The 25,787-nt window shown below is 50.9% G+C and carries 18 protein-coding genes; 11 read left to right on the top strand and 7 right to left on the bottom strand.

Annotated elements, in window-relative coordinates:
- Nucleotides 1–193: 193 nt before the first annotated feature.
- The 6 genes from H6F86_RS28195 to H6F86_RS28170 all read left to right on the top strand — a co-directional run bounded on the left by H6F86_RS28195 (nt 194) and on the right by H6F86_RS28170 (nt 4,926).
- On the top strand, nt 194–442 hold the full coding sequence (locus tag H6F86_RS28195; protein ID WP_190453777.1) for a hypothetical protein: 249 nt from the start codon (nt 194–196) through the stop codon (nt 440–442).
- A gap of 331 nt (nt 443–773) precedes the next feature.
- Entirely contained in the window at nt 774–1,598 is an 825-nt protein-coding gene (locus H6F86_RS28190; protein WP_190453774.1) for a low-complexity tail membrane protein, read from the top strand.
- Between the two features lie 110 nt (nt 1,599–1,708).
- Entirely contained in the window at nt 1,709–2,236 is a 528-nt protein-coding gene (locus H6F86_RS28185) for an RDD family protein (RefSeq protein WP_190453770.1), read from the top strand.
- A 46-nt stretch (nt 2,237–2,282) separates the two neighbouring features.
- Nucleotides 2,283–2,477: a 50S ribosomal protein L33 gene (gene rpmG / locus H6F86_RS28180; protein ID WP_190453767.1), complete on the top strand. Its 195-nt coding sequence runs from the start codon at nt 2,283–2,285 to the stop codon at nt 2,475–2,477.
- A gap of 98 nt (nt 2,478–2,575) precedes the next feature.
- Nucleotides 2,576–2,791: a 30S ribosomal protein S18 gene (gene rpsR / locus H6F86_RS28175; RefSeq protein WP_190453764.1), complete on the top strand. Its 216-nt coding sequence runs from the start codon at nt 2,576–2,578 to the stop codon at nt 2,789–2,791.
- Nucleotides 2,792–2,913: 122 nt separating this feature from the next.
- On the top strand, nt 2,914–4,926 hold the full coding sequence (locus tag H6F86_RS28170) for a ribonuclease R family protein (RefSeq protein ID WP_190453761.1): 2,013 nt from the start codon (nt 2,914–2,916) through the stop codon (nt 4,924–4,926).
- Between the two features lie 64 nt (nt 4,927–4,990).
- On the opposite strand, the gene H6F86_RS28165 is transcribed toward H6F86_RS28170, so the two are convergent.
- Together H6F86_RS28165 and H6F86_RS28160 are read right to left on the bottom strand one after the other, a co-directional pair.
- On the bottom strand, nt 4,991–5,536 hold the full coding sequence (locus H6F86_RS28165) for an FHA domain-containing protein (RefSeq protein ID WP_190453758.1): 546 nt from the start codon (nt 5,534–5,536) through the stop codon (nt 4,991–4,993).
- Between the two features lie 770 nt (nt 5,537–6,306).
- Nucleotides 6,307–7,452 carry an ATP-binding protein gene (locus H6F86_RS28160; RefSeq protein ID WP_190453755.1) on the bottom strand — a complete coding sequence of 382 codons (1,146 nt, stop codon included), beginning with the start codon at nt 7,450–7,452 and terminating at the stop codon, nt 6,307–6,309.
- 135 nt (nt 7,453–7,587) lie between these two features.
- Between H6F86_RS28160 and H6F86_RS28155 the strand changes: the two genes are divergently transcribed.
- Together H6F86_RS28155 and recF are read left to right on the top strand one after the other, a co-directional pair.
- Complete coding sequence (locus tag H6F86_RS28155) at nt 7,588–10,461, top strand: cation-transporting P-type ATPase (protein WP_190453752.1); 2,874 nt, start codon at nt 7,588–7,590, stop codon at nt 10,459–10,461.
- A gap of 101 nt (nt 10,462–10,562) precedes the next feature.
- Entirely contained in the window at nt 10,563–11,777 is a 1,215-nt protein-coding gene (gene recF / locus H6F86_RS28150; protein WP_190453748.1) for a DNA replication/repair protein RecF, read from the top strand.
- 102 nt (nt 11,778–11,879) lie between these two features.
- On the opposite strand, the gene H6F86_RS28145 is transcribed toward recF, so the two are convergent.
- On the bottom strand, nt 11,880–13,067 hold the full coding sequence (locus H6F86_RS28145) for an HhoA/HhoB/HtrA family serine endopeptidase (RefSeq protein WP_190453745.1): 1,188 nt from the start codon (nt 13,065–13,067) through the stop codon (nt 11,880–11,882).
- 144 nt (nt 13,068–13,211) lie between these two features.
- Here H6F86_RS28145 and H6F86_RS28140 point away from each other — a divergent pair, with 144 nt between their 5' ends.
- Nucleotides 13,212–13,577 carry a metal-sensitive transcriptional regulator gene (locus H6F86_RS28140; RefSeq protein ID WP_190453741.1) on the top strand — a complete coding sequence of 122 codons (366 nt, stop codon included), beginning with the start codon at nt 13,212–13,214 and terminating at the stop codon, nt 13,575–13,577.
- Between the two features lie 36 nt (nt 13,578–13,613).
- Here the strand turns inward: H6F86_RS28140 and H6F86_RS28135 are convergent, their stop codons facing one another.
- Nucleotides 13,614–14,315: a Crp/Fnr family transcriptional regulator gene (locus H6F86_RS28135; protein WP_190453738.1), complete on the bottom strand. Its 702-nt coding sequence runs from the start codon at nt 14,313–14,315 to the stop codon at nt 13,614–13,616.
- Nucleotides 14,316–15,211: 896 nt separating this feature from the next.
- Between H6F86_RS28135 and H6F86_RS28130 the strand changes: the two genes are divergently transcribed.
- Both H6F86_RS28130 and H6F86_RS28125 read left to right on the top strand, forming a co-directional pair.
- Nucleotides 15,212–19,594, top strand: a complete 4,383-nt coding sequence (locus H6F86_RS28130; protein WP_190453735.1) for a hypothetical protein — start codon at nt 15,212–15,214, stop codon at nt 19,592–19,594.
- Between the two features lie 164 nt (nt 19,595–19,758).
- Nucleotides 19,759–21,480, top strand: coding sequence for a hypothetical protein (locus tag H6F86_RS28125; protein WP_190453732.1), 1,722 nt, complete (start codon nt 19,759–19,761; stop codon nt 21,478–21,480).
- A 53-nt stretch (nt 21,481–21,533) separates the two neighbouring features.
- On the opposite strand, the gene murF is transcribed toward H6F86_RS28125, so the two are convergent.
- The 3 genes from murF to H6F86_RS28110 all read right to left on the bottom strand — a co-directional run bounded on the left by murF (nt 21,534) and on the right by H6F86_RS28110 (nt 25,599).
- Nucleotides 21,534–22,982, bottom strand: coding sequence for a UDP-N-acetylmuramoyl-tripeptide--D-alanyl-D-alanine ligase (gene murF / locus H6F86_RS28120; RefSeq protein WP_190453726.1), 1,449 nt, complete (start codon nt 22,980–22,982; stop codon nt 21,534–21,536).
- Between the two features lie 147 nt (nt 22,983–23,129).
- Nucleotides 23,130–23,798 (bottom strand): DedA family protein, encoded by a 669-nt coding sequence (locus H6F86_RS28115; RefSeq protein ID WP_190453723.1) that lies wholly within the window; start codon nt 23,796–23,798, stop codon nt 23,130–23,132.
- Between the two features lie 322 nt (nt 23,799–24,120).
- A complete protein-coding gene (locus H6F86_RS28110) occupies nt 24,121–25,599 on the bottom strand; it encodes a DASH family cryptochrome (RefSeq protein WP_190453720.1) in 1,479 nt (492 codons plus the stop codon).
- Nucleotides 25,600–25,787 lie beyond the last annotated feature (188 nt).

Genomic DNA, 25,787 nt, shown 5'->3' with positions numbered 1-25,787 from the left:
GATGTGCCCAGCAGTAAGCTTAGGCGTCTTCCAAAAAACCCAGGGTTGCAATTGGTGTCGTCTCTGCTAACATTTTGTTTCCGTAATTTTGCCAGTTTCAAAACTGACTCCTGTGATTACAGTTTGCGGAGGGCATTGCTAAAATTTTGTAAAGTTTGGGTTAAGATTATACCTGCGGTGTGAGTAAGTACAAATGACTAGCCAAATTCTAACCAGCAACAGTTCAATACGTGTGTCTGCCTCCGAAGCAGAGCAACTTCAAGCACAGAAGGCTGAAGCAGCCGTTGTCGATCAGCATCGTTCACGCTTGATCGAAGCAATGAAGTCTCAGTACCAGTTGGACCAGCAAGTTGAGTTTCTTCATCTTCAAGCAGAAGCCGATTTGCTTTTACAGCAGCTACAGGCACTTAAGCAGAAACGTGCAGCATCCTCAGCACAGTAGTTTGCTTGGTGCAGTAAAAGATATTTTCAGGAGCAACCTATCCCTAAAGTGAGCTGTAAACAAGGCGGGCTAGAAGGGGATAGCGTGTTTCGGCGATCGCCCCATTCTCTAGCAATCGCTGAAGCAAATAACACTATGAATTAGCAACGCAATCGGCGATCGCACCGTTAATTCTTTTAAGTTGCCGCGCGATCGTCTCATGACCAGACTCGTTACCGAATTAACGGCTCTAGGTAAACAGCGCTTTGCTAGTACGTCCAGGCTTTCATTTCCAAAGCTTAGGTTGCGTCAGGCTTTATACTTGGCATGGCTTCATCGGTTGACGTTGCTTATGCGCTTTTTCTGGTTTGACCCTTACCTTTGGATACACCTTGCGGGGTTAGCAGCACTTCCTCTTTTTCTAGAGATCTGTTTGGTCGGGTTTGCGACCGGCGATCCGCTTCTACCAGTATGGCTAGAGATTTTGCTGGTAGCCGTAGCGGGTGTTGCTCCTATCTTGTGGATGCAATGGCAGCGTCCGTTCTACATTTTTAGTGTGATGGCAGTGGCAGTGAAGCCAGAGCAACTCACCGATGACCAACGGCGGCTGTTAGTTCTGTTTAAATCGCAGCGCAATCGTGTGTTGGCGGCAGTGACGCCAGTCTTCTTAGTTTTTCTGTTGTGGAAGATCTACGCTATTGCTCCGATCGCCGCACCTGTTGTTGCATTTTTGCCCAGATGGCGTTTCTTCGGGCTACTGCTGGCTGCAGGTGCCTTTCTTGGTAGCAATCTCTTCATGCAGGTGCCTATCAGCGTCGCTAGCGTCATGTTGACTACTGAATCAGCATTTGCTGCTACGCCCCCTTATCCGTTGGAGTCAATCCGACGTAGTTTTACACTGGTGGGTTTACGGGTCAATCGGTTTTTGCCGCCTCTTCGCTCCGAGGTGAATCCAGCAGTGGTCGAAACGGTGCCATTAACCGCTACTCAAGCTACGCCTCCCCCTTCGCAAGCGTCACCTGGTACTGATCCCCTTGCTAGCGATTTGTGGGTAGAGGCAGAAACCCCTGCGATCACAGCATTGGCAACTGACAGTGATGTTGTGCCATCCGTTGCCAGCGATGAGGCAACAGGCAGCAATGCAGATAAGCTTGCATCAGAACAAATGGACTCTTAGTCAGTAGATGTTGATACTGGCAATCTCTTTGGGGATTGCTGTTCTCCTTGGCTCTTGCTAGAGGCTAAAACTTCACGCCTACAATAGAGTGAGTACCCTTTGGCTTTGCTATGAGTAATGATTTAGGGTCGCCCCTACGCTTCCCCAGGGTGCCAAACGATCGCCGGCTGGCAGCGTTTGCGATCGACTTTGGCACAGCATCTCTATTAAGTATTCTGGGTGGAGCCAGCGCTGTTATTCCTCTCTTTATCTTGAGCTGGTATGGGCTACGAGTCATTCTTGTTGTCAAAAACCAGGGGCAAAGTTTAGGACGGTGGGCGCTAGACATGAAAGTGCTTGACCCGAAGTATCGGGCTTTGCCAGGTTTGGTTGAGCTAACTAAACGAGAAGCACTGACGGGCGGCGGTAGCCTGTTACTGTTGCTTAGTATTGTGAATCTCAGCCCCACCAATGGCTTAATTTTGATCGCGCCGATCCCGTTGCTGGTGGATTGTGGTTTGGCATTCCTGGATAACGACTTTCGGCAGGCATGGCACGATCGCATTGCCCGCACTGTAGTGATTCAGACCAGCCGGGGCTACTCACTCGACATCAAGCTTAAAAAGATGTTTGCTCAAGTGAGCGATCGTGTGAAATAATGGATGTTTGTGTATATTTCGTCCCTCTTCACTGATTTGTAGGATTATGGCTAAGGGTAAAGGTGTTCGCATTGTAATTACGCTGGAATGTACCGAGTGTCGCACCAACCCCGACAAGCGATCGCCGGGGGTCTCCCGCTACACATCTACCAAAAATCGTCGCAATACCACTGCACGGATTGAGCTAAACAAGTTCTGTCCTCATTGCAATGGACATAAGGTTCACAAAGAGATCAAGTAAGTCGCTATCAATAGCGTCTAGTCGGCAGTCCGAATTATTATGACGCTGACCCTTACTAACCCTGTAATTTACTGACCACTGACTACCGATCAACTACCATGACTTACTTCCGTCGCCGGGTTTCGCCCGTTAAGCCCGAAGATCCCATTGATTACAAAGACGTTGATCTGCTTCGCAAATTTATTACCGAGCGCGGTAAGATTTTGCCACGCCGGATCACGGGTTTGACTGCTAAACAGCAGCGTGCGCTTACACAGTCTATTAAGCGTGCCCGCATTATCGCCTTATTGCCCTTCGTGAACCAGGAAGGGTAGGTTAAAGCATAGGGTATAGGGTTCAGGTCTTTTAAGGTTTAGCTTCGGCGGCTTGAAGATTTTGTCTCATTCTCTTCGCCTGCATCCTGTACCCAGTTTTAACCGTATACCCCCATACTTTGATGGAGAAGGGCACCCTTGTTGAATTTCGGCTTGGCAGTGAGCGTCGCCTTGCTGTTGTAGAGCGTCCAGAAGGCAAAAAACACTGGATTGCAACTGACGATCGCGGTCAGTCACACACGCTTCACCCCCGCCAAATCACTTACGAAGTAGGGGGGACCTATAAGCCAACAGATATTACTCCTTTCTTAAAGGCAATTCAGCCTTATCTAGACCCGTCTAACCTGGAAATTGCCTGGGAACTTCTGGCTGAAGACGGTGAAGCCGCTGATCCTGCGAAGATGGCACTGTTGCTCTTCTCGGATCAAGCACCACCTCTGAGCTATGCTGCCCATTGTTTGCTGAGTGAAGATAAGCTCTACTTCAAGCTGAAAGGAGATCGCTATGAGCCTCGCCCTCAAGCTCAGGTGTCAGAGCTGAAGCATCAGTTAGAAATGGAGGCGCAACGGCAGCAGGAATGGCAGAGCTTTTTAGCACGGGTAGAAGAGTCTTTAGCAGGAAAGCCTGTCGAATGGCAGCCTAGCGATCGCCCTCGTCTTGATGCCCTTGAGCGCTTTGCTACGTTTGGTGAAGAAGCGACCCACCGCGCACCCGCTTTGGAAACCTTGTTACACTTGAAGCGATCTGAGACATCTCAGGCTGCGTTTCAATTACTGGTCGAGATGGGGCTGTGGAGTGCCCACGAGAACTTGGCGTTGCGGCGTAGCCAGATTCCAGTTCATTTTCCTCCCAGGGTATTGGATGTGGCACATCATTGTTTGACCTCTCCGCCGCCTGACCTCAACGCCGATCGTCTGGATTTAACTCATCTCAAGGTCTATACCATTGATGATGAAAGCACACTTGAGATCGATGATGGTCTCAGTCTGGAATATCTCGAAGATGGTGTGCAGCGGTTGTGGATTCACATTGCCGACCCAACTCGCTGGCTGCTACCTGGTGATGAACTAGATTTAGAAGCCCGTCGCCGCATCACAACGCTGTACCTGCCGACCGGCATGATTTCAATGTTTCCGGCAGAGCTAGCCACTGGACCGATGAGCTTGGTGCAGGGGCAGGTTTGCTGCGCGCTAAGTTTTAGCGTTATTTTGAGTTCAGAAGGCGCAGTGCAGGACTATAGCATTTATGCCAGTCTCATTAAGGCAACGTATCGCCTTACCTATGATGATGTGGATGAAATGCTGGAGCTTGGTGTACAAGCGGAGTCAGAATTAGAGGCGATCGCACGGTGGGCAAAACGCCGCCAAGCCTGGCGGCAGTCACAAGGTGCGATCAGCATTCATATGCCAGAGTCGTCCATTAAAGTCTATAACGACGAAATTACGATTCAGGTATTGAACGATTCGATGGCACGCCAGTTGGTAGCCGAGATGATGATTCTCGCTGGTGAGGTTGCTGCTCGTTATGGTCAGGCACATAACTTGCCCATCCCTTTCCGCAACCAACCACAGCCAGAATTACCGTCTGAAGAAGAGTTGCTGCAACTGCCATCGGGTCCGGTGCGCTCGTGCGCGATTCGGCGATGTATGCCCCGTAGTGAACTAAGTATTACTCCAGCTCGACATGCCAGCTTAGGATTAGATACGTATACTCAAGTTACGTCACCCATCCGACGCTATAGCGATCTGCTATCGCATTTTCAGATTAAGGCGCATCTTCGTGGTGCCCCCCTTCCCTTCTCAGCCGAAGCTGTAAAGGAGCTAATCCTTAGCATTAGTTCTGCTGCCTACGAAGCCGTTCTCGTGGAACGTCAGACCAACCGCTATTGGGGGCTTGAGTTTCTACGGCGCAATGCGGATGAAATTTGGGATGCCCTCATGCTGCGTTGGCTAAGGGAACATGAAAATCTTGGGCTGGTGCTGCTAGAAGATCTGGGTATGGAGCTACCGATGCGTTTTACCCGACCTGTCACTCCGGGCGATCGCCTTGAGCTTAAGGTTAGCCACGCTGATCCTCGTCAGGACATTATTCATTTTCAAGAAATGATGTATCAAGAAGCCCAGGCAAAAAGTTAGAAGAGAGGCCGTCGGTGGCTTTTTAGCCCTTACCCTACTGCCTCTCGATAACAACTGCCTGTATCTATCCCACCTGTGTCTCCTGGCAAATCGGTTTATGTACCCCAACCCCAGAGATAAAGAACTCAAAGCGGGTATAGCTCAACTCCACTAAATCGCCATCGTTTAGAAGCCGTTGTTCTAACGCAGGCAAGCGTCGACCGTTGAGGAATGTACCATTGCTACTGCCTACGTCCATAATGTAAAAGCCGCGATCGGGACAATGCCCAATCACCGCATGGCAGCGAGAAATGGATGAGCTTTTAATGGAAATAGCACATGTACTGTTGCGACCAATCAACCAGCTTGCACCGACTGATGTTACCTGGGTTGCACGATCGTCCGGTAGATTAGTAGTTAAAAAAGCGGTACGACCCGTACTGACCGCCTGAATATAGAAAGAACTAACTTCACAACGGCTAGAAGCATTTAGAACAGGTTCAATAATGGTTGCGACTTGACTAAGATTTGGACCACAGTCGTCGAGCAAGCATTGGGAGAGAGACGGATTTTTCTCCAAAAAATTAAGAGTGCGTCGATCAGAGTCACTAGAGGGCTTCAGATTCAACATAATTCCTTTCTGGATTAAACAACTTCTTTGCGAAAATAGTCAAAGCCTGAGCCGTCTACTACTTGAAGCACTGATTACGGCAGAGTAATCATTACAGCAGCAGTCAGCGCTCAGGGGAAACACAGGCAACACGAAGGTTCTGAGACTAGATGCTTACTTATCTATTTAGTTACAAACTATTTAGTTGCGGAATGCTGTGCGTAAACGATGTAGCCTATAGCACTGCTATCCTGGGTCGTTGGCTGTGCTCTACAGTTGATGCTGCCTCCTCAATTTCGGTTAGTATTGCCCCTGAATCCTGATTGATAAACGGTTGTAGCTGCTGGGCTTCCAGTGGTATCACCCTTAGGGGGGATGCATGTTGCTATGTAGACTAAACAACACAGTCGAAGCTGATGACAACCGTGAACTAAAACAACTTATCAGATGCTTTACATAGCTACGTAGGTTTACAGATCTTCTTGAAGGTGATGTTAATTTTTCTTTACGTAGGTTAAAGTCGAACGCTTTATAAAGCTCTGATGACAAGCGGTTGTGAAAAACGCTCTAGATGCTTGGAGTGTCAGTGATAGCACTTCCCGCACTCATACCTCACAAATCCTTAGAAGTGGGTTGAAGAGGACACTCGTACCATTGCAGAATTAGAACACTCGCGCTGTAATATCAACGCAGTGGAGTGCTGGTTTCTGGTGCCGCGAGGTGGCGTTACAGGCTTTTTGAGAAAGTCGTACACGGCGTTTCAGTTTTTAGTAGCGCTACAGTCTATGCCTTTAGGAAAGATGATGTTTAAGCCAAAAGGCAAGTAACGGCATCGTGATGCGATAACCGTAATCTGGTCCGTAAACGAGACCTTTTTGTTCCAGGCTAGCTAAAGCACCCTGAAGTCCACCACCTCTCGACAGCTTGTGTTTCTGAATATACTCCCGTGAGTGTGGGCTGTCTGTGGGATCAAGCGCTAAACTCTCAAGCACCCGTACCTGACTAGGCGGTAGCAGCAAAATGAGTGATTCAAAGGTCAAGGATAAGTCTTCCACCAGTGCTAGCGTGCTGCGGTAAACATGATGAGGATAAACTGTGTGTGCTTTGAGCTGTTTTGAGGCTGGCTGGTCAGTGCTAGAAGCCGCTGCTGAAGTGCGCCCATTCTCAAACATATTGTGATCGAGCCAAAGACGACGTGCAAGGGCGATCGCGTCTCCCACATGCCCCTGAACAACGGTCAAAAACAGTTCCAGTGCCTCACTTTCAGGTTCAAACTGTAGCCCTTCGGTTGCCATTGCTGCCACAATCCAAGGGCGCAAGGCTGCATCCTCAAGGGGACCCAGGAAGACAACCTGTACGTTGCTGTCTTGCACCCAGCTCTCTGCCACAGTAGCTATGAGGGCGTAACTCACCTGTGTCTGCTGCTGAATTTCTTGCCGTAAGTAGCGCTGCCACTTGCCTGACCGATCCCAGGAACGAATATGGGCAAAGTTGAGAAAAACAAGCACCACGCGGCAGCCAAGCCCTTCTGCCATTGCTTGTGGCAGTGCCAGCAGACTTTGAAACAGTAGCCATTCATCCTTGGGCGCAGAATGCCAAACAAGCCGTGCTTGCCCACTAGAGAGTGTCTCTAAAATAATGGGTTGCTTTTGGCTCCACTGTTGCAGCAGTTCTTGATCGGCTGCTGCCTGGAATGCTACGGCAACACCTTCGGCTAGCAGTTGAAGAAACCGATTACTATCGGTCGCACGCAAACAGTCAATCTCAATTACTCTAGCTCCAACGATTTGGGCTGCATGACGCAGCAGCGTCTGCCGACCGCTGCCTGGTACTCCTGCAAGCAGCAAATCACCATCTGTAGCCAAAATTTGACTGACCTGTTGCAACTCCCTTTGTCTGCCAAGGAGCATTTTTGGCGTAAACGGATTCACAACCATTGTGAAGAAAAAAGGGGGCGTGAGAAAGGGTTTAGGTGGTGTATGATCGCTTCACACTATTTAATAGTGCCGATAATTTGCTTTAGGCACTATGATCAAGTGCTGTAGGTGTTATAGCATTCTCTGCCATTCACTATGACTGTTAAATCCTCTTCACCCGGCCCCGCATTAACCTGGCATACTCTTGGTGTGCGGCAGACTTTAGAACAATTTCAAACCGATCGCCAGTCTGGCTTGACTTCTCAGCAAGTGACCGCCCAATTGGAGCAATACGGCACCAATGAACTGATTGAAGCGGGTGGACGTAGCACTTGGGAGATCTTATTAGACCAATTCACCAACATCATGCTGCTGCTGCTGATTGCAGTGGCACTGATTTCTGGAGTGCTAGATTTCTTTGATTGGCGAGCCGGTAAGCTTAGTCCGGGCGAAATTCCCTTCAAGGACACGATCGCCATTATTGCGATCGTCATCTTAAATGGATTGCTGGGCTACTTTCAGGAGAGCAAGGCAGAAAAAGACCTGGCAGCTTTGAAGAAACTGGCATCGTCAAGGGTGCGGGTGATTCGGAATGGCAAGACGATCGAAGTAGACTCGAAAGAGTTGGTTCCTGGCGATGTCATGCTCTTGGAGGCGGGCGTACAAGTGGCAGCCGATGGTCGCTTGATAGAAGCTTCCAACTTGCAAATTCGGGAGTCGGCGTTAACGGGTGAGGCGCAAGCAGTCAGTAAGCGCGTCGAGACGGAATTGCCAGCAGAAACGCCGCTGGGCGATCGCATCAATCTGGTGTACCAGGGCACGGAAGTACTACAGGGTCGAGCAACAGCCATTGTTACTGGCACAGGTATGCAGACTGAGTTAGGGCGTATCGCCACCATGTTGCAGTCTGTAGAGGCGGAAGCCACACCGTTACAAAAGCGCATGGCACTCCTCAGCAAAGTACTGGTAACGGGTGCGTTGCTTTTAGTTGCCCTTGTAGTCCTTGGCGGCATTGGTTATGCCACCTGGCAAAGTGGAAAGAACTTGCTGGAAGTGGCGCTGAGTGACGTCGGCAAAGAGTATCTGGAAGTATCGCTCAGTATGGCAGTAGCGATCGTTCCCGAAGGTTTGCCAGCCGTTATTACAGTCACGCTAGCGTTGGGAACGCAGCGGATGGTCAAACGACAAGCGCTGATTCGTAAGCTGCCTGCCGTTGAAACCCTTGGCTCGGTCACCACCATCTGTTCTGATAAAACAGGGACGCTGACGCAAAATAAAATGGTCGTGCAGCTGCTCCACACCAGCAGCACCTCTCTCAGCGTCACCGGGGATGGCTACAGCCCTACTGGTGCGTTCGCGCCCGTTGAAACCAACGCTGCCACAGTTGATCCGCAAGAGCAACCAGAACTATTGAATCTGCTGACTGCCTGCACAGTCTGTAACGATGCTGTTTTGCAGGAAGAGAAAGGCTCATGGATTATTTTGGGCGACCCTACTGAAGGGGCATTGCTGACCTTAGCAGGCAAGGCAGGGTTTGAAAAAGATCAATGGGCGAGCAAACTGCCACGCGTCGCTGAGTTTCCCTTTTCTTCTGAGCGCAAACGTATGAGCGCGATCGTCGAAGTGTTGGACACTGATCCTACCCTCACTGGCGACGGCTCACACTACATCATGTTCACAAAAGGCTCTCCTGAGCTGATTCTAGAGCGTTGTACACAGATTCAGGTGGGTGATGCGGCACAGCCGATCGCCGAGGAGCAGCGCCGCAAAGTTCTGGAACAGAATAACCAGATGGCAGGGCGTGGGCTGCGTGTTTTGGGTTTTGCCTGCAAGCCGTTAACTGCCATTCCGCCTGAGGGGTCTGATGAAGTCTCAGAGCGTGAATTGGTTTGGCTGGGACTGGTAGCCATGCTGGACGCTCCCCGTCCAGAAGTGCGTGATGCCGTTGCTCGTTGTCGCTCTGCAGGGATTCGCCCTGTCATGATTACTGGTGATCACCAACTGACGGCACAAGCTGTAGCAGAAGATCTAGGTATTGCTAAACCAGGCGATCGTGCCCTTACTGGCAACCAATTAGAGCATCTTAGTCTGGAAGAGTTGGCGAATGAGGTGGAAGATGTGAGCGTCTATGCCCGTGTCGCCCCTGAGCATAAGCTGCGGATTGTGCAAGTGCTGCAACGCAAGGGGCACGTCGTAGCCATGACAGGTGATGGCGTAAACGATGCGCCAGCTCTTAAGCAAGCCGATATTGGTATTGCGATGGGCATTACCGGTACGGATGTGAGCAAAGATGCCAGCGATATGGTGCTGCTGGATGACAACTTTGCCACGATCGTCGCGGCCACCGAAGAGGGGCGCGTCGTCTACACCAACATTCGCCGCTTCATCAAATACATTCTAGGTAGCAACATTGGTGAACTGCTCACGATCGCAGCCGCACCGCTTCTTGGTCTCGGTGGTGTACCGCTATCGCCCTTGCAGATCCTCTGGATGAATCTAGTGACAGATGGTTTACCGGCGCTGGCATTGGCAGTCGAACCGGCAGAGCCTGATGTGATGAGGCGTCCACCCCACGATCCGGGCGAGAGCATTTTTGCGCGTGGGCTAGGCGCTTACATGATTCGGATTGGGATTGTGTTGGCTATCCTGGCGATCGCGCTGATGTCATGGGCTTATGGCTATACACACGCCAATCCTACGGCTGAAGATCCGAGTGGCGATCGCTGGAAAACGATGGTTTTTACCACACTCTGTATTGCCCAAATGGGTCATGCTCTGGCAATTCGTTCGAATACGCGCCTGACGATTGAACTCAATCCGTTGACTAATCCCTTTTTGTTAGGAGCGGTGGTTGTAACTTCACTGTTGCAGCTAGCATTGGTCTATGTCCCCTTTCTACGTAGCTTCTTCAACACACATTACTTAAGTGGTTTTGAACTCGGTGTTTGCCTGGGTGTCAGCGTACTGATGTTTGTGTGGGTGGAGTTAGAGAAGCTCGTGTTTCGGTGGTATGCCAAGACGAAGAAGTAGCAAATTTTGAGTTTTGAGTAGCGCTTTGCGCCGCTACGCTAGAGAGTTTTGAATTGCATCTTTAACTCAAAACTCTTAATTCGTAACTCATTACTCTACCCATGTACCTCAAAAGGCTTCACCTTCGCCAGTTTCGCAATTACCTGGATCAGACAGTAGAGTTTGATGCGCCTAAAACTATCCTTTTAGGCAATAACGCCCAGGGCAAATCTAACTTGCTGGAGTCGGTGGAGTTACTCTCAACGTTGCGATCGCACCGGACGTCTCGCGATCGCGACCTCATCTACACAGGCAAATCGAGTGCTCAAGTCGCGGCACAGCTAGAACGAGATGTTGGCTCGATCGACCTCGCGTTTACCCTGCGCCTTAACAGCCGTCGTACTGTTGCCATTAATAGCGAAACGGTACGACGGCAACTTGATTTTCTGGGCATTGTGAACATGGTTCAGTTTTCGAGCCTGGATCTCGATCTGGTTCGTGGTGGTCCGGAACAGCGACGCAACTGGCTGGATGGTCTGTTAATTCAGCTAGAACCTGTTTATGCTCACATCTTGCAGCAGTACAATCAGGTGCTGCGACAGCGCAATGCGTTGCTGAAAAGCAAGCAGCGCTCAACGTTTAATGGTCAGCAAGCAGGACAACCAGAACAGCAATTTGACTCAAACCTGGCACTCGAGATTCAACCTAGTAACCCATCCCCAGCACCTGACAACCAACCTCCCCAAGACGAACTTGCCCTTTGGGATGCTCAGCTTGCCGCAACTGGTACGCGAGTAATTCGGCGGCGTGCCAGGGTTTTGCAGCGACTGGCTCCACTGGCACAGCGCTGGCATCGTGAAATCAGCGGTAGTACAGAAGAGTTGACCATTAACTATGCGCCCAACGTGGCGTTAGAGCAAGATGAGCCAGCCTTAATTCAGCAGGCATTTCTGGCAAAAATTCAAGAACGGGCGATCGCCGAGCAGTACCAAAACACGACGCTAGTCGGACCCCACCGCGATGAAGTTGCCTTCACCATCAACGAAACCTCAGCACGGCAATACGGTTCTCAAGGACAACAGCGTACTTTAGTGCTGGCGCTGAAACTTGCTGAGCTCAAGCTGATTGAAGAAGTCATTGGCGAACCGCCCCTGCTGCTGCTTGACGATGTGCTAGCAGAACTTGACCTCAGCCGCCAAAACCAGCTTCTCGAAACGATTCAAGATCGTTACCAGACACTGATTACAACGACGCACCTCGGTTCTTTTGACGCACAATGGCTGTATTCTTCACAGATTTTTTCGGTCAAGCAGGGGCAATTAGCAGAAAGGATTTAGGCATTAGCTGTTCGCTAATTTTTCAATGTCCAATGCCTTGTCTCAGCCGCCAGCTATCAGCGTAGGATTCAAAGCTGATAGCTGAACGCTGAACGTTAAGAGCTAGGCTGCATCTTTCAACTCAGCCGTTTGTACAGGCAACTGTTTGGTGATGTCACCGCGCAGCACTTTAACCTGTAACGTTTGACCCAAGCGGCTGTTTTCCACGATCGTCTGTAGCTGTTCTGCTGTCGTGATTGCCTGCTCGTCAATCTGAGTGATCACATCCCCACGCCGTAACCCTGCTTTAGCGGCAGGTGTATTGGGCAACACCCGCACGACGATAACGCCGTTGACCTCTGGCACTACAAAGGCAGAATTGGGATCACTGTTGTTCTGTCTGGCAAGTTCCGGGGTCAGCAGGGTCATTTGCACACCCAGGTAGGGGTGGATAATGCGCTCACCCTTTGCCAGTTGGTCTTTAATTGCCTTCGCTTTGTTAATGGGGATAGCAAAACCAATACCCATTGCATCGGCTCGGATGGCAGTGTTGATGCCAATCACTTCACCCTGATCGTTGACTAAGGGACCACCGGAGTTCCCAGGATTAATCGCAGCGTCTGTTTGAATAAAGTCTAGGCGCTTATCAGGAATCCCAACTTGAGCGCTTGAGCGCTTAAGCGTGCTGACAATGCCCAGCGTGACGGTGTTGTCTAAACCTAAGGGATTGCCAACAGCGATCGCCCAATCGCCTACTTGAATCTGGTCAGAATTGCCGAGCGAGGCAACAGGTAGACTGCCACCGTCGATTTTTACAACTGCCAGATCTGTGACGGCATCGGCACCGCGCACCTTGCCTTCAAAGATTCGTCCATCTTTTAGTGTGACTGTTACTTTGTCAGCACCATTCACCACATGGGAATTGGTTAAAATAACCCCGCTACGGTCAATAATGAAGCCCGATCCTTGTCCCCGCAGATGTTCTTCACGAGGCGCTTGGGGGAAGCCATCTTCACCAAAAAAGCGACGAAAGAAGGGGTCTTCTAGCATGGGGTCGGGGCTGCTGCGGCGAGTCACCGTTCGCTCTGTATCAATACGGACGACGGCTGGTCCTACCAGGTTCACTGCCTTTGCTACAAAGCTACCCTTGCCAGCGGCTTCTGGTATCTGTTCTGGTTTAATCGCGGCGACGGATGGCGACAAGGTACTTGCCTGAGCTGGCAAGATGGGCAGCGCCAAAGCAACCATGAGTATGATCACCAGAACATCCACAAAAAATGGGCGTAACAAGCGGGAAGTTGAGAATCTCATAGCACCGACCTACAGGTATCAAATGTAGCTGTTTTGTTTCTTCACCTATTTTGACAGGCTAAACTCTAAACTGTAGCTATCATACGGACCAAGCTTTAACCTGGGCTAGAATCAGGAGTACATATAGTGGATAAGCCAACTTCAATGGCAACTTCTGAACGCCCCCAGAACCGAGAAAGCAATCGCTTGGAAGAACCCCACCTCCACAGCCATGAGCATGACGCTTCTACTCACCCTCATGTGCATAGTGATGAATCGCTCAAGCGTGTTGTCAATCGCTTGTCTCGCATTGAAGGGCATATTCGAGGCATCAAAATGATGGTACAGGAAAGCCGTCCTTGTCCTGATGTGCTGGTGCAGGTGGCGGCTGTACGTGGAGCGATCGATCGTGTTGCTCGCATCATTCTGGACGAACACTTGACGGAGTGTATCGGTCGAGCTGCCAAAGAAGGCAACATCGAAACGGAGATTGAAGAATTAAAGGCGGCCCTCGATCGCTTTTTGCTTTAGCAATGCCGACGGACGCCTTAGATAGGTGTTAAGACACTAAATCATCAATCGTTCCAGAGCGTGCGGGTCGGGAATGGTGAGGGTGTCGCGATCGCGCATGATCAGTCCCTTCTTCTCTAGCTTGCTCAACACACGTGTCACTGTCTCCCGTGCTAGACCGCTGAGGCTACTCAGTTCACGGTGGGGCAGATTGGGGATTTCAGTGCCCGTTGAAACTTTCTTGCCCTGACCATCTGCCAGAAACAAAAGAATGTCTGCCACTCGTGAGGTGCTATCAGATTCACGTAACCGCAACCGACGATTGACCTGACGCAGGCGACGCGCCATGAGTTGTGCTAGCCGAATGCCAGATTGCGGCTCTGTATGCAGTAGGTTGACAAAATCTTGCGCGGGCATATTGCCAATAACAGTTTGTGCGAGGGTGATCACATCGGTCGATCGTGGCACTTCGTCTAGGGGTGCCATTTCACCAAACAACTCGCCTTTGCCCAAGATATTAAGCGTTATTTCTTTGCCATCAAGGTTGTAAGTGCGAATCTTCACCCAGCCATTCAGGATAAAGTATACCGAGCTACCCCAGTCATTCTCCAGCAGAATGACCTGATTAGCTGGATGGCTCCGCATGACAACGTGTGCAGTGGCTTTGTCAACGGCAGCTTCCGGTAGCCCTTCAAAAAAAGGAGCCGAACGAATCGATATATTGGCGTGCGTATCTCTAGGACTGTACCGATCTTCCATGTGGCTGCCACGTCATAATGCTCGATTCAGGGTAAATGATAGTGCAAGGGTGAAAATCTGGTTGATAATCTTGGAAACGAAGTAGCTGGCTGCTTGCTGTAAACACTAAACTTTCGTGCTTCAACGTTCTCTTCTTACCAACTATCAAGCTCTAAAATGACCAAGTGTCTTTATCAAACCCCTAGCAGGTAGGCTCTTAGCTGCTAGATTCGTGCCTTAATTTCATGTTGCTAGAAAGCAGGAAAGTGACCAGAACATACCCTTGAAGGGCAGATATACTGAGACTAGATGCACAGAAACCATAGTCATAATACCCTAAAGCACTTCTGACTTAGTTATGATTGCCTAGTGATTGTGGCTGCATTGCCTCTTCGCCGTCGAAAGTATCAGGTTGCCGGTCTGCTGTTGGATACCTACTATCCACTGCTTTGGTTTAAGTTCTAGGGCTAGGATTTTGGGGAATTTGTCACTCTTTACAATTTCCTGACGTACACTTTACTTTGTCCAGATGTGGTGTTCGTTAGCGATCGCCATTTCTTGGAAAGGAGGTAACGTGTTAGCACAAACTGCTTTTCGATGAAGGCGGCATAGCCTCCTTGCTGAAACTGAGAATCATCAAGAAGAAAGCAGTTAGTCCTTATTACTGCTATGTCTTCTCAAGCTGTTTATTCTCAAGTTGCTAAACGTTAAGGCTGTCTCTGAGACCTTAACTTAGACAAGGTAATGCGCTAACCGCTCCTCAGTCTGGTTTTCAGGGCGATCGATACAACTGCTCAAACCGCATTCTTATAAGCTTTGTCAAAGCTCAGTGAAGCTGTTTTAGGAAGCTTCACTATATTAGATGTGGTAGTCATTTTCTGGGCTGCTTCTGCTTAGTACTCGTCAGGGGTTACATTGTGACTTCTCAGAAGGATCAAATTCAAGCGCTGATTACCGATATTGACGGTGTCCTCCAAAAGACAACGCCTCGTCTTCCGTGGGTTGTCTCTGGAGAAATCACGCAACAGCGCCAGGTACTTGAGCGTGTGCGTAATTATCTTGTAGCGTTTCAGCGGCGACAGTTTGCGGGTGAAGGCTTTGGACAAGCAGAAGCCAGACCAGATTTGCTGGCGCATGACATTTACTACCAAGCGCCACCGTCCTATTCTCCGACAGAGTCTCAGTCGGCGCAGCAGGCATATGGGCAGAATGAAGCGAACGCCCAGCAGATGTTACAGGCGATCGTTCAGGAAATGGGTTCTTTGCGCTCTAACCTGATGCAGCCGCTCCAGGAAGATTTGGAGGTTTTGCGCCAGCAGCGAGAAGCGTTGACACAGGAAATCCGCCAGCTTGAAGCACAGCGTCAAGGCTATGCAGGGCAGTTGCCTGGGCAGCAGCAGTTGATTGCAGAGTTTTTGCAGGCGTTGATGAGTCGGCTGCAAGAAACCTTGCCACAGCAGGTCGCGCAGACACTAGGTAGTAGTAACCAGCAGGCTTTGCCTTACGCCAATAATCTGGCTTTAGCAGGGGCAGCACCCTCGGTCATCTCCACTTCTGATGCGCCGTCGCAAGGGTTGGGCAATATACAGGTGTCGCAAGCCTCATCCGATGAGCTGTTGATCCGACTCGACTCGACGTTGAGCATTGTGTTTGAATCGCTCCAGCGCAATGTGCAGGCATATCAGGAGTCGCTGTCTCAGGGACTGGATAAAATGCACAGCATGGGACAGCAGGGCGAAGTGATGTTTTCGGCGCTGATCAGCCATCTGGCACAGCAGCTTGGGCGTGAAACGTCGTCTTACTTACAGCCTGCGGCGGATCAGGCACTTGGACGATCGCCAAGCATCCCCTCATCAAAGCAGCAATCGCCTACGCCAGCAGTGAATCCGGCTCTGTTTGGTCAACCTGATGCTGATGCGGCATTGCAGCCCTTTGCGCTACCGTTCCCTGGTACAGAAATCTCTGATAGCTTTGGTGATGTCAGCACTGTCTCGTCTACCAGTGTGTCCGTGCCATCGGTGGATTCGGCGATCGACTCTTGGCTGCGTTCTGCCAGCGGTGCTAGTGCTCCGTCTGACGTTGCTTCAGACGTTGACGTGGAGCTTGCTGCCTTAAATCTAGAAGGCTTTGACCTTAGCCAGTTAGCGGCTCAGGATGTGAATGCTTTACTGGAGTTGGATGCAAATTTGCTCGGCACCAACCTGCCACCCCAACCCCTTTTGTCACCAGTAGTGCCTGCCGCTCCAGAGACGCTTTCTAGTAATGCGCCAACTGTGGAAGACACGGCTGATATTGATGCGGCGCTTAAACTGCTGGAGCAGCTAAGTTCTGAACTCCAAGAGCAGCCGTCCTCTGTTGCTGATGCCGATGCTCAGATCGATCGGATGCTAAATAGCCCAACGGCTTCAGCGGAAGATGCCTCAACCGTCAGCATTCCTGATGATGCCAGGGATGAACTGGATGAGTTCTACGAGAGTTTGTTTGGTACTAACGCGATCGCAGCATCAACGGAAGAGGCATCCGGCTCAGTTGCTTCCAGTGCCACTGAAGTTTCGTCTCAACAAACGGCTGAACCAGTTGCTGAATTTACCATCGAGCTGGAACCCGCGATCGCGCTGCCGGATACTCAGCCCTTTGATGCTCAGCCATCAGACGTTTCACCCATTTCTACACTTCCGGCTGAAGCCCAGGCTCCGGCTGACACTCTAGCTGAACCCACTGTCCCCTCTGTGCCATCTGCTTCTACGGCGTCTGATCCGACGTTAGGCTGGTTGCCAGTAGCACCTTTGGATACACCAGCAGCGGAGCCAGAGATTCCGGTAGCGTTGCTAGAAGACGAACTAGTGAACGGCTGGGATTTCGCTGATGCTGAGAGCGCTTTGTCTGAACCTGCGACCACTCCCGTTACCGATAATCCACCCGCTACTGATGATCTACTGAGCGGCTGGGATCTCGTGGTAGACGATCGTGCCCCCTTCCAATCCGATGCGTCGCCGTCCCTTTCAACCGATACGTTGGCAGACTTTTTTGGCGAGAGTGAACCATTGGCAGCAGCGTCTAGCTCAGACGTTTTGTCTGAATCTACGACCGCTCCCGCTACCGATAATTCGCTCGCTACTGATGATCTATTGAGTGGCTGGGATCTTACGGTAGACGATGCGGTAGATGCTCGCGCCCCCCTTCAATCTGATGCGCCATCGTCCCTTTCAACCGATACGTTGGCAGACTTCTTTGGTGAGAGCCAGCCAATGGCAGCAGAGGGTAGTGCAGACGTGTTATCTGAACCTGCGACGGCTCCTGCTACTGATGATGATCTATTAAGCGGCTGGGATCTTGCGGTAGATGCTCGCGCCTCTCTCCAATCCGATGCGCCGTCGTCCCTTTCAACCGATACATTGGCAGACTTCTTTAGTGAAAACCAGCCATTGGCAGCAGAGGCTAATCCAAATGTTGCTCCGCCGTTGGTTCTTACACCACCTAATCAACAAGACAAGGTAAGCGAGGATATTACCAGGCTGGAAAATGTAAGCGAGGACGAGATTAGCTCCCTTGATGACTTATTTGGGGAATCAGAGTTCGGCTCAGATATGCCTGCTGAAGGACAGCCTCTGGAACCTACGATCACCGCTGCTTCTACAGCTTCAGCGCCACTGCAGCCTCTGGTTACTCCGTCAGCTAGCTCTAGACGGTCTTCTGAGGGCAGTTCGACTCAGATTCCGCCTACTGATTTGGCAGAAGGCTATCTCTCTGACGCTCGCTACACCCCTGCCTCGCCTGAAGAAGATTTACTGTCGCTTGCTGAACCGGTTGAAGCACTCGATTCAGAACTATGGCTTGATGAAAACACGCTGAGTCGTCTGAGCGAAGACCTTTTCAACTTAGAGGAGGTGATTAATGAATCTTCACTGTCTTTCAGTAGTGATTCTAATGCCAACACCTCTTCGCTCTTTTCAGATGCGGTAGCGCCGTCTGAGCCAGCTCCACCCTCTACTGAAGCCACCAGCACTGTAAGCGAGTGGAGCGATGGTTTACTAGACGATTTTGCAGTCGATGAGTCGGCTTATAACGACGTTGTGCGGGACGATTTTGCTCTAAATGAGTTTTCTGCTACACCGTCAGCTACACCCCCAGCCACCTTCTCCCTTGAATCTGAGGCTCTCTCGAGCATTGCTGATCCGCCCGGCACTTTCGTTTTAGAGGGCATGGATGATTTGTTCGCCAATACGCCTGTGGCACCGCCCGTTAGTCCAATTTTGCCTCCAGTGCCACCGATCGCGATGGAATCGCCAGCGTCTTTTACGTTGGAAGGGATGGACGACCTCTTTGGGGATGCTCCGACTGCCGATCAGACCTTTACTGCTGACTCGGCTTCAACAGCAGAGCTACCCTTCACCCTAGAAGCCTTTACGCTGGAGGGCGAGGAAGATTTGTTTGCTGATGCGCCTGGGGCTAGCACTGGCTCCTTGCCTATTGACTCGGCTTCAGCCGCAGAACCAGCTTTCACGTTGGAAGGTGTGGATGATTTGTTTGCCGATACGCCTGTGGTAAATACGCTCCCTGAGGCAGCTCAACCGTTACCCTTCACGCTAGAAGGCGTAGATGAACTGTTTGCTGATATGCCGCCAGTGCCTGCTAAATCACCAGCGCTTGATGTGCCGCCAGCCGTTTTAAGTGCTGGTAGTCTGCCAGTTCCGTCTGAAGCCATAACCGGAGCCCCGATCCAAGCTGACCCTGTTGCTGCTTTCACCTTCGAGCAAGTGGGTGATCTGTTTATAGAACTGCCAGAGACTGACGCATCAACGGTCGCAGCTCCAAACGTTTTACCGACGGAAAGCCCTGCCTTAACTGATCCCTTCACTCTAGAGCAAATCGGTGATTTGTTTGTGGAAGTGCCGACTGAAGAGCCCCTTCTTAATGAGCGATCGACCGAAACTCCAGCCGTTTCGCCGGAGCCATCTGCTGCGCCCTTTACTCTGGAGCAAATGGGTGATTTGTTTATTGAAACGCCTGCATCGCCAGAGCCAGCCCTGGAATCATCTGCTGCGCCCTTCACCCTAGAGCAAATGGGTGATTTGTTTGCTGAAACGCCGTCTGAAACGTCTGAAGCTCAACCAGTTGCCGACCCGCCCGCTATACTGCAAACCTCGCAGCCAGCGGCAACGTCTGAGCCGTCAGCACTGGAGCAGGCATTTGCTAGCCTAATGGGTTCGTTTGATGATCCGCAGGCACCCTTGCCACCGGCACCTGGCACAACAGAATCGACCACGGAGACTCCCGAAAAAAAAAAGGGGATGAGTTAGTCAATCCGCCCTGGCAGACAGCGGATCGAGCCGCATCACCTGAGTTAACGCACGAGCGACCCGATGTTCCTCCGGCTGAACCTCCGATTGCTGCTGCTACCTTTGGACCAGATGCTCTGTGGTGTCTCGGTATTGATGTCGGAACGACTGCCCTCTCAGCAGTCTTGTTGCACTACCAGACAGGACAAACGTATCCTCTCGTCTGGCAAGAGACAGAAACCTCCGAGCAACCTCTAGCTAGCCTGCCTGCGATCGCCTATCTGTCTGCCTCACAATTGCAGCAGGCACCCGAAGCCCCTGACGCTTTGGGTTATCAGGCATTAGAGTTAGCACTCAGCACCCTAAGCCAAGCAGAAATGCCGTCTGGTCTGCTGTTAAGCAACATTAAACCCTACTTGAACGCTGCCACGCCTTACGTGAATGAGCCGACTCAGACCTGGGAGCCTGTACTTCAGTGGTCTGACCAACAAACACTGGCGCTGCGTTGGTATCACAAGGCGCTGGTAGCGCTGCTTGAAACTTTACAGGGCAAAACGGCGGGCTTAAGGGTTATCGCACCTACGTTGACAGTAGAAACGTTTCAAGCGGCACTCGCCAACCTGAGCAGTGTTGTTGTTGGTTGCCTAACCGGATGGTCAGATACTTACTGCTTCAATGTGCGAGAAGCGGTGCTGACAGCAGGGCTAGTCGATCGCGCTGAACAAATTTATTTCATTGAAGATGCGATCGCTGCACTGCTTGCCACTCTGCCCCAGCCAATTACCCCAGAGCGCCAGTTCAATGGCTTCCCGCTTTCTAACAAGGCAGAGGTATCGTTACAGGGTGGCACTCTGGTTGTAAGTGCAGGCGCAACTACTACTGAACTGCTGCTGGTTGATGTGCCCACCGATGTCACCTTACTGAACCGTGAGGCGCTGTATTTACGCAGCCTAGCCTATGCCGGTGATGCGCTCGACCAGGATATCATCTGCCAAATCCTCTACCCCTCTGCTAGTCATTGGGATGAGCTAGCGTTGCAAAGCCTGGATCTACCGCTTCCTGGAGAACCCGATCAAGAAGCCCGCGATCGCTTACAGCAGCGGCTCCGCAGCAGTGAATTAGGAACTCGTTTGCTGAATGCGGCTAGACAGCTCAAACTCGCTCTTCAGCAGCAAGACTCTGCCACTTTTACGCTTAACAACCAGCAGTGGACGGTGAGCCAGCAAGACTTGCACAGTCGGGTCGCCACACCGTATCTTCAGCAGTTGAACCGAGAACTGAACGTATTGCTGAATCAAAGCGGTATCGCAGTACAGGCAGTGCGGCAGGTTATTTGCACAGGAGGTACGACAGCGCTCCCCGCGATCGCCCACTGGCTGAAGCAAAAGCTCCCCAACACGCGCCTCATTCAAGCTCTAGAGCCAGACGGTATGGATGGTCATCTCATTGCCCGTGGTTTGGCAACCTTACCGCATTACCCACAGGTGTTAGATGACGTGCGCCATCAGTACAGTGATTACTTTCTGCTGCATGAGTTGATGCGGATCTTGCCCGATGAACCACTCTCTGTGGGACGCATTCTGCAACTGCTAGAAAACCAAGGTATTAATACCTCTTTTTGCCAGCGCCCAATCCTTAGTTTGTTAGAAGGACAACTGCCAATCGGTCTGGTGCCGTCGAATGATAACTCAAGCCTGCTTACAGCGTCGTCCCGCCAGAATCCCGACTATCAGTTTCTCCTGTTAACACCACTTTTCCTTAGGGAAGGAAATCAGCTTTACGGGTTGAATCCAGAAGGACGTGATCGCCTTCAGCGCTATCTGGCAGCACTCCTGGCAAACACACACCAAAAACTGACGGAACCATTGCCGATCGAGTTCGGTGCTGATGTAAGAGCGGGAGGCTAAAGGCTGCGAGTGTGTCCAGACGAAAGAGGTTTAACAACTCTTAGATCTAGCGCCTACTTGTGCTGATCGCGAAACTGCTTGACGACCTGATCAAGCTCATGCTGCGGGTTCTGCGGATGTTGCGGCTGAGTGTGCTGATCGCGAAACTGCTTGACGACCTGATCAAGCCCAACGGCACGGGAGGCTTTAAAGAGGATGCGATCGCCAGGTTGCACCAGTGTTTGCAAACGTTCAACGACTGCGGCGTGGCTCGAAAAACATTCTGACAACAGTGGCTCTGCCCCTGCTGCGATGGCATTTGCTTCGGTTGCGTCTGCCAAAATCAACAGGCGATCGAGCTTAAGCTCTCTTGCCGCAACACCAATACGATGATGGAATTCGGGCGATCGCTCCCCCAGTTCCTTCATCGTGCCCAGCACAGCAAGCCGACGGGTTCCTGGCGTTTGCGCTAGCAACTGTAGCGATGCCAGCATTGATTCCACTCCAGCATTGTAGGTTTCATCTAGAAGCACCACATCGTTGGGCAACTCATAACGTTGGGCACGCCCGTCTGGTAGTGTCACAGCAATCCCTTGTGCCAGGGGTGCCCAATCAACACCTAATGTTTTTGCTACTGCCAGGGCTGCCAAATAGTTCAAGGCATTATGGCGACCGGGCAAGGGTAGGGGCAATGCCCAGCCCGCTACATCTAATGTTTGGGGATCGGTCAACTGCCCATGCAGCTCGCCACCGTCTAAACCATAGGTTAGCGTTTTGCCGTGCCAGACAGTAGCAGCCGTTTCCATCAACAACGGCAAATCCTGGTTAAGAATGGCGATGCTGTCGCTGGGCATTTCTGCTAAAAGCTCACACTTTGCCTGAGCGATCGCCAGTTCAGACCCCAACCGACCAATGTGCGCCGTCCCGACGTTAGTAATGACAGCAACATCAGGACGTGCAATCTGGGTCAGCAGCGCAATTTCTCCGCGAGCGCGCATTCCCATCTCAATGACTGCAAACGTATGCTCTGCGCCCAGTTCAAGTAAAGTCTTAGGCACACCAATCTCGTTGTTGTAGTTTGCCTGACTTTTAAGAACCGTTCCCTGCTGCGAAAGCACCGCTGCAATCAATTCTTTCGTCGTAGTTTTGCCGACGGAGCCTGTAACTGCAACCACGGGAATGGTGAACTGGTTGCGCCACCAGTGCGCGATCGCCTGGTACGCCTGCAAGGTATCTGCTACAGGCAGCAGTGGCAAGGCGCTAGTGTCACTATTTGCTGCCGAATCATCATGCCAGCGTTGATCCACGATCGCCGCGATCGCTCCCTTCGCGGTAGCCCGCTCAATAAAGGCATGACCATCAAACGTCTCACCCCTTAATGCCAGAAAGACATCACCGGCTTTAAGTAATCGGGTATCGGTGGTGATTCCTGCAGCGAGAGCCGTTAAGTCAGCAGTTGCGGGGTTAGTTGGTGTTGTACCCAGGATGTCGCTCAGTTGAGCGATCGTTGCACGGAAAGACATACTAAAAAAGTCAGCAAAAAGGGATTGCTGCCATTGAACGCTAACCCTACCCCTTTGGCAAGCTTTCAGTAAATTTGTTTAGCTAGGTCAGTGCCAGCGATTGTGCTTTTACCCTGCTTCTACGAGGCACTTACTGTAGCGTCCAGGCTACATACCACTAGCAGGCTGATCATCTGGCTGTGGATCACTGCTGACAACGACCTCTTTCACTTTGCGAGATTCTAGCCAGAGCGGAATGGCAATCCACGCGATCGCAATCAGCAGCATCACAAAGGCAAACTGACCCGCCCAGGCAACCATGCTCTCTAATGGTACAAATTGACCTGCAAAGTAAGAAAGGCTCACAACTACTGATGCCCAGGTAACTGCCCCCAGCGTGTTGTAAACAGTGAACTGGAGGTAAGGCATCTGCACAATACCAGCCAGCGGGCTAGCGAACGTTCGCAACAGGGCGATAAAGCGACCCAGAAAGACCGTCCGAGGCGCATTCTCTCCGAACTGACGCTTGAGCGATTCTAACTGTTCTTCCCGGATACGAAATATACGACCAATGCTTAAGAGCAGCGGCCAACCACCACGTCTGCCAATCCAGTAGCCCACGTTTCCACCGAGGATCGCTCCTAGTGAGGCATCTGCTAGCACAATCCAATAGTTCAACTGATCGTTACCAGCTAAAAAGCCACCCGCTATGGTAACCGTCTCTCCAGGAATCGGTAGCCCAAGGCTTTCTAGGAAGATGCCTGAAAAGACTGCCCAATAGCCATACTGCTGCGCAATTTCTTGAATCGTCTCGATCGAGATAAAGTCCAGTGTCATGCAATGTGGCTACTAAGAGAATGTCATTCTGTATCAATTTTGACGCGATTCTTGAAAATCTGTCAATGAAGCCATCTTCAACTGATCTTATGCCTCGTTTTTTAGCCTGACCTCAGTTCAATTTCTAGGAAATGACTTAACTGAACATTGAGTGTTGCAGCTTACACTGTAGAGCTTGCAGCGAATCCATGAAAACTAGCTTGTTAGCTTGAACTTGTTCACGAAATCCTGGGGTGCTTGAAATCATTGCTCGCAACATGAAGCTGATTGAGCTAAGAACGCAAAATTCATGTCTATCGATCGCTGCTTGAAGGAACTGAGGCTACCCAGCTTTAACAGCGGCATTGTAAAGCGTTTCATTAGCGGCTGCAGACTTAAACAGATCAACTAGCGGCTGCGGATAATCGACACCAATCCTTACGCCAAAGCGTTGCTGTTCCACAGGCAGCAGTTTCCAGGGTTCATGTACCTTGCTATTAGGGACTTTGATGAGTGCTGGAAGCCAGTGTTTTACATACTCACCATTAGGATCGTAGTCTTTAGACTGTTTAAGAATGTTGAAAAAGCGAAAGCCACGGGCATCGTTGCCTACACCTGCGGTGTAGTTCCAGTTGCCCCAATTGCTGCACACGTCGTAATCAAGCAGCAATGATTCAAACCATTCTGCACCCATCCGCCAGTCAATGCCCAGGTTTTTGGTGAGAAAGCTAGCCACATTCTGCCGACCACGATTGGATATAAAGCCCGTTGCTGCTAGCTCTTGCATATTGGCATCAATCAGGGGAAAGCCCGTTGTACCGTTACGCCAACGATCAAAGCGCTGCCAGTCTTGTTTCCAGGCGATCGCAATACCTTGCAAGCCTGAGCGCCGAAACACGCGATCGCCATGCTTGGCGCAGACAAAGCGAAAATAATCTCGCCACAGTAGCTCAAACACGAGCCAGTAGGTAGAGTCGTTTTGCACTCGCTCGGTTTCATATTGCTGTACCTGCTCGTAGATGTAGCGAGGCGATAAACAGCCTAAGGATAGCCAGGGCGAAAACTTGGAAGAGTAGTTTGCTCCCAACATCCCGTTGCGTGTCTCTTTGTAGACCTTCAGGCAGTCCTGTTGCCAGATGTAGTGCTGTAACCGTGCCAGTCCCGCCGTTTCGCCGCCTTTAAATGCCAAAACGGCACGATCGTCATGAGCGGGTGCTGCTAACCCTAAGTCTGCCAGTTGAGGCAAATCGCCTGGTTCCACTGTTGGTAGGGGAGGTAACTGAGTCGGCGAGCGCAGCACTGGGTTGACCGTGGACTGCTTCTCTACCTGCTTGCGAAAGTGGGTAAATAATTCTGGGAGCTGGCAAAGCTCAAAGGGCAAATCATCAGGATGGTAGAGCGTGTGCCCCCAAAACGGTGTAAACGTGACACTTAAAGCGTTGAGAGCCTGCTGAAGCGTGGTCTCAACTGCTGTCTCCTCGGAGGTAATCTCGCGATGATAGTACACCGCCGTAATGCCCAATTGCTGTACGAGTTGAGGGATGATGACTTCTGGTAACCCCTGACGTACTACCAAATCGCTGCCGATCGCCCGTAGCGATCGACGCAAATCAGCAACGCTTTCTAGCAAAAACTGGGCACGAAAGGCTCCCGTCTTAGGAAAACCAAACGACGTCTGACCAAACTGTCGCGGATCGAAGCAGTAAACGGGCACAATTTGTGCAGACATTGCCTGCATTTCTGCTACTGCTGTCTGTAACGGTTCATGGTCATGCAGCCGCAAATCCGCACGATACCAAATAAGAATCTTTGCCTGAACCATACTCTGACTACTATTTTCTCTGCTTCTGTTTGTCTCTACATGCTGTTGCTTTGCCAACTTCTAATGCATGTAAGTAATCATGCATACTCTCTTACAGTATTAACCAATTCTCTACGTTTCGGCTCTGAAGCATCAATCAAAAAGCCTCCGCACATGCGGAGGCTTTTTGATTGATCAACTCTTATTCT

The organism is Phormidium sp. FACHB-592, from assembly GCF_014695795.1.
In the GTDB taxonomy this organism is placed as follows: Bacteria; Cyanobacteriota; Cyanobacteriia; order Leptolyngbyales; family Leptolyngbyaceae; genus Stenomitos.
This window is presented reverse-complemented; position numbering and strand designations above follow the sequence as displayed.

Coding starts and splice junctions, on each gene's coding strand:
- murF (WP_190453726.1), bottom strand. CDS start 22,982: ATGTCTTTCCGTGCAACGATCGCTCAACTGAGCGACATCCTGGGTACA.
- rpsR (WP_190453764.1), top strand. CDS start 2,576: ATGACTTACTTCCGTCGCCGGGTTTCGCCCGTTAAGCCCGAAGATCCC.
- H6F86_RS28135 (WP_190453738.1), bottom strand. CDS start 14,315: ATGGAAGATCGGTACAGTCCTAGAGATACGCACGCCAATATATCGATT.
- recF (WP_190453748.1), top strand. CDS start 10,563: ATGTACCTCAAAAGGCTTCACCTTCGCCAGTTTCGCAATTACCTGGAT.
- H6F86_RS28170 (WP_190453761.1), top strand. CDS start 2,914: ATGGAGAAGGGCACCCTTGTTGAATTTCGGCTTGGCAGTGAGCGTCGC.
- H6F86_RS28160 (WP_190453755.1), bottom strand. CDS start 7,452: ATGGTTGTGAATCCGTTTACGCCAAAAATGCTCCTTGGCAGACAAAGG.
- H6F86_RS28195 (WP_190453777.1), top strand. CDS start 194: ATGACTAGCCAAATTCTAACCAGCAACAGTTCAATACGTGTGTCTGCC.
- H6F86_RS28145 (WP_190453745.1), bottom strand. CDS start 13,067: ATGAGATTCTCAACTTCCCGCTTGTTACGCCCATTTTTTGTGGATGTT.
- rpmG (WP_190453767.1), top strand. CDS start 2,283: ATGGCTAAGGGTAAAGGTGTTCGCATTGTAATTACGCTGGAATGTACC.
- H6F86_RS28110 (WP_190453720.1), bottom strand. CDS start 25,599: ATGGTTCAGGCAAAGATTCTTATTTGGTATCGTGCGGATTTGCGGCTG.
- H6F86_RS28190 (WP_190453774.1), top strand. CDS start 774: ATGCGCTTTTTCTGGTTTGACCCTTACCTTTGGATACACCTTGCGGGG.
- H6F86_RS28115 (WP_190453723.1), bottom strand. CDS start 23,798: ATGACACTGGACTTTATCTCGATCGAGACGATTCAAGAAATTGCGCAG.
- H6F86_RS28165 (WP_190453758.1), bottom strand. CDS start 5,536: ATGTTGAATCTGAAGCCCTCTAGTGACTCTGATCGACGCACTCTTAAT.
- H6F86_RS28140 (WP_190453741.1), top strand. CDS start 13,212: ATGGCAACTTCTGAACGCCCCCAGAACCGAGAAAGCAATCGCTTGGAA.
- H6F86_RS28155 (WP_190453752.1), top strand. CDS start 7,588: ATGACTGTTAAATCCTCTTCACCCGGCCCCGCATTAACCTGGCATACT.
- H6F86_RS28185 (WP_190453770.1), top strand. CDS start 1,709: ATGAGTAATGATTTAGGGTCGCCCCTACGCTTCCCCAGGGTGCCAAAC.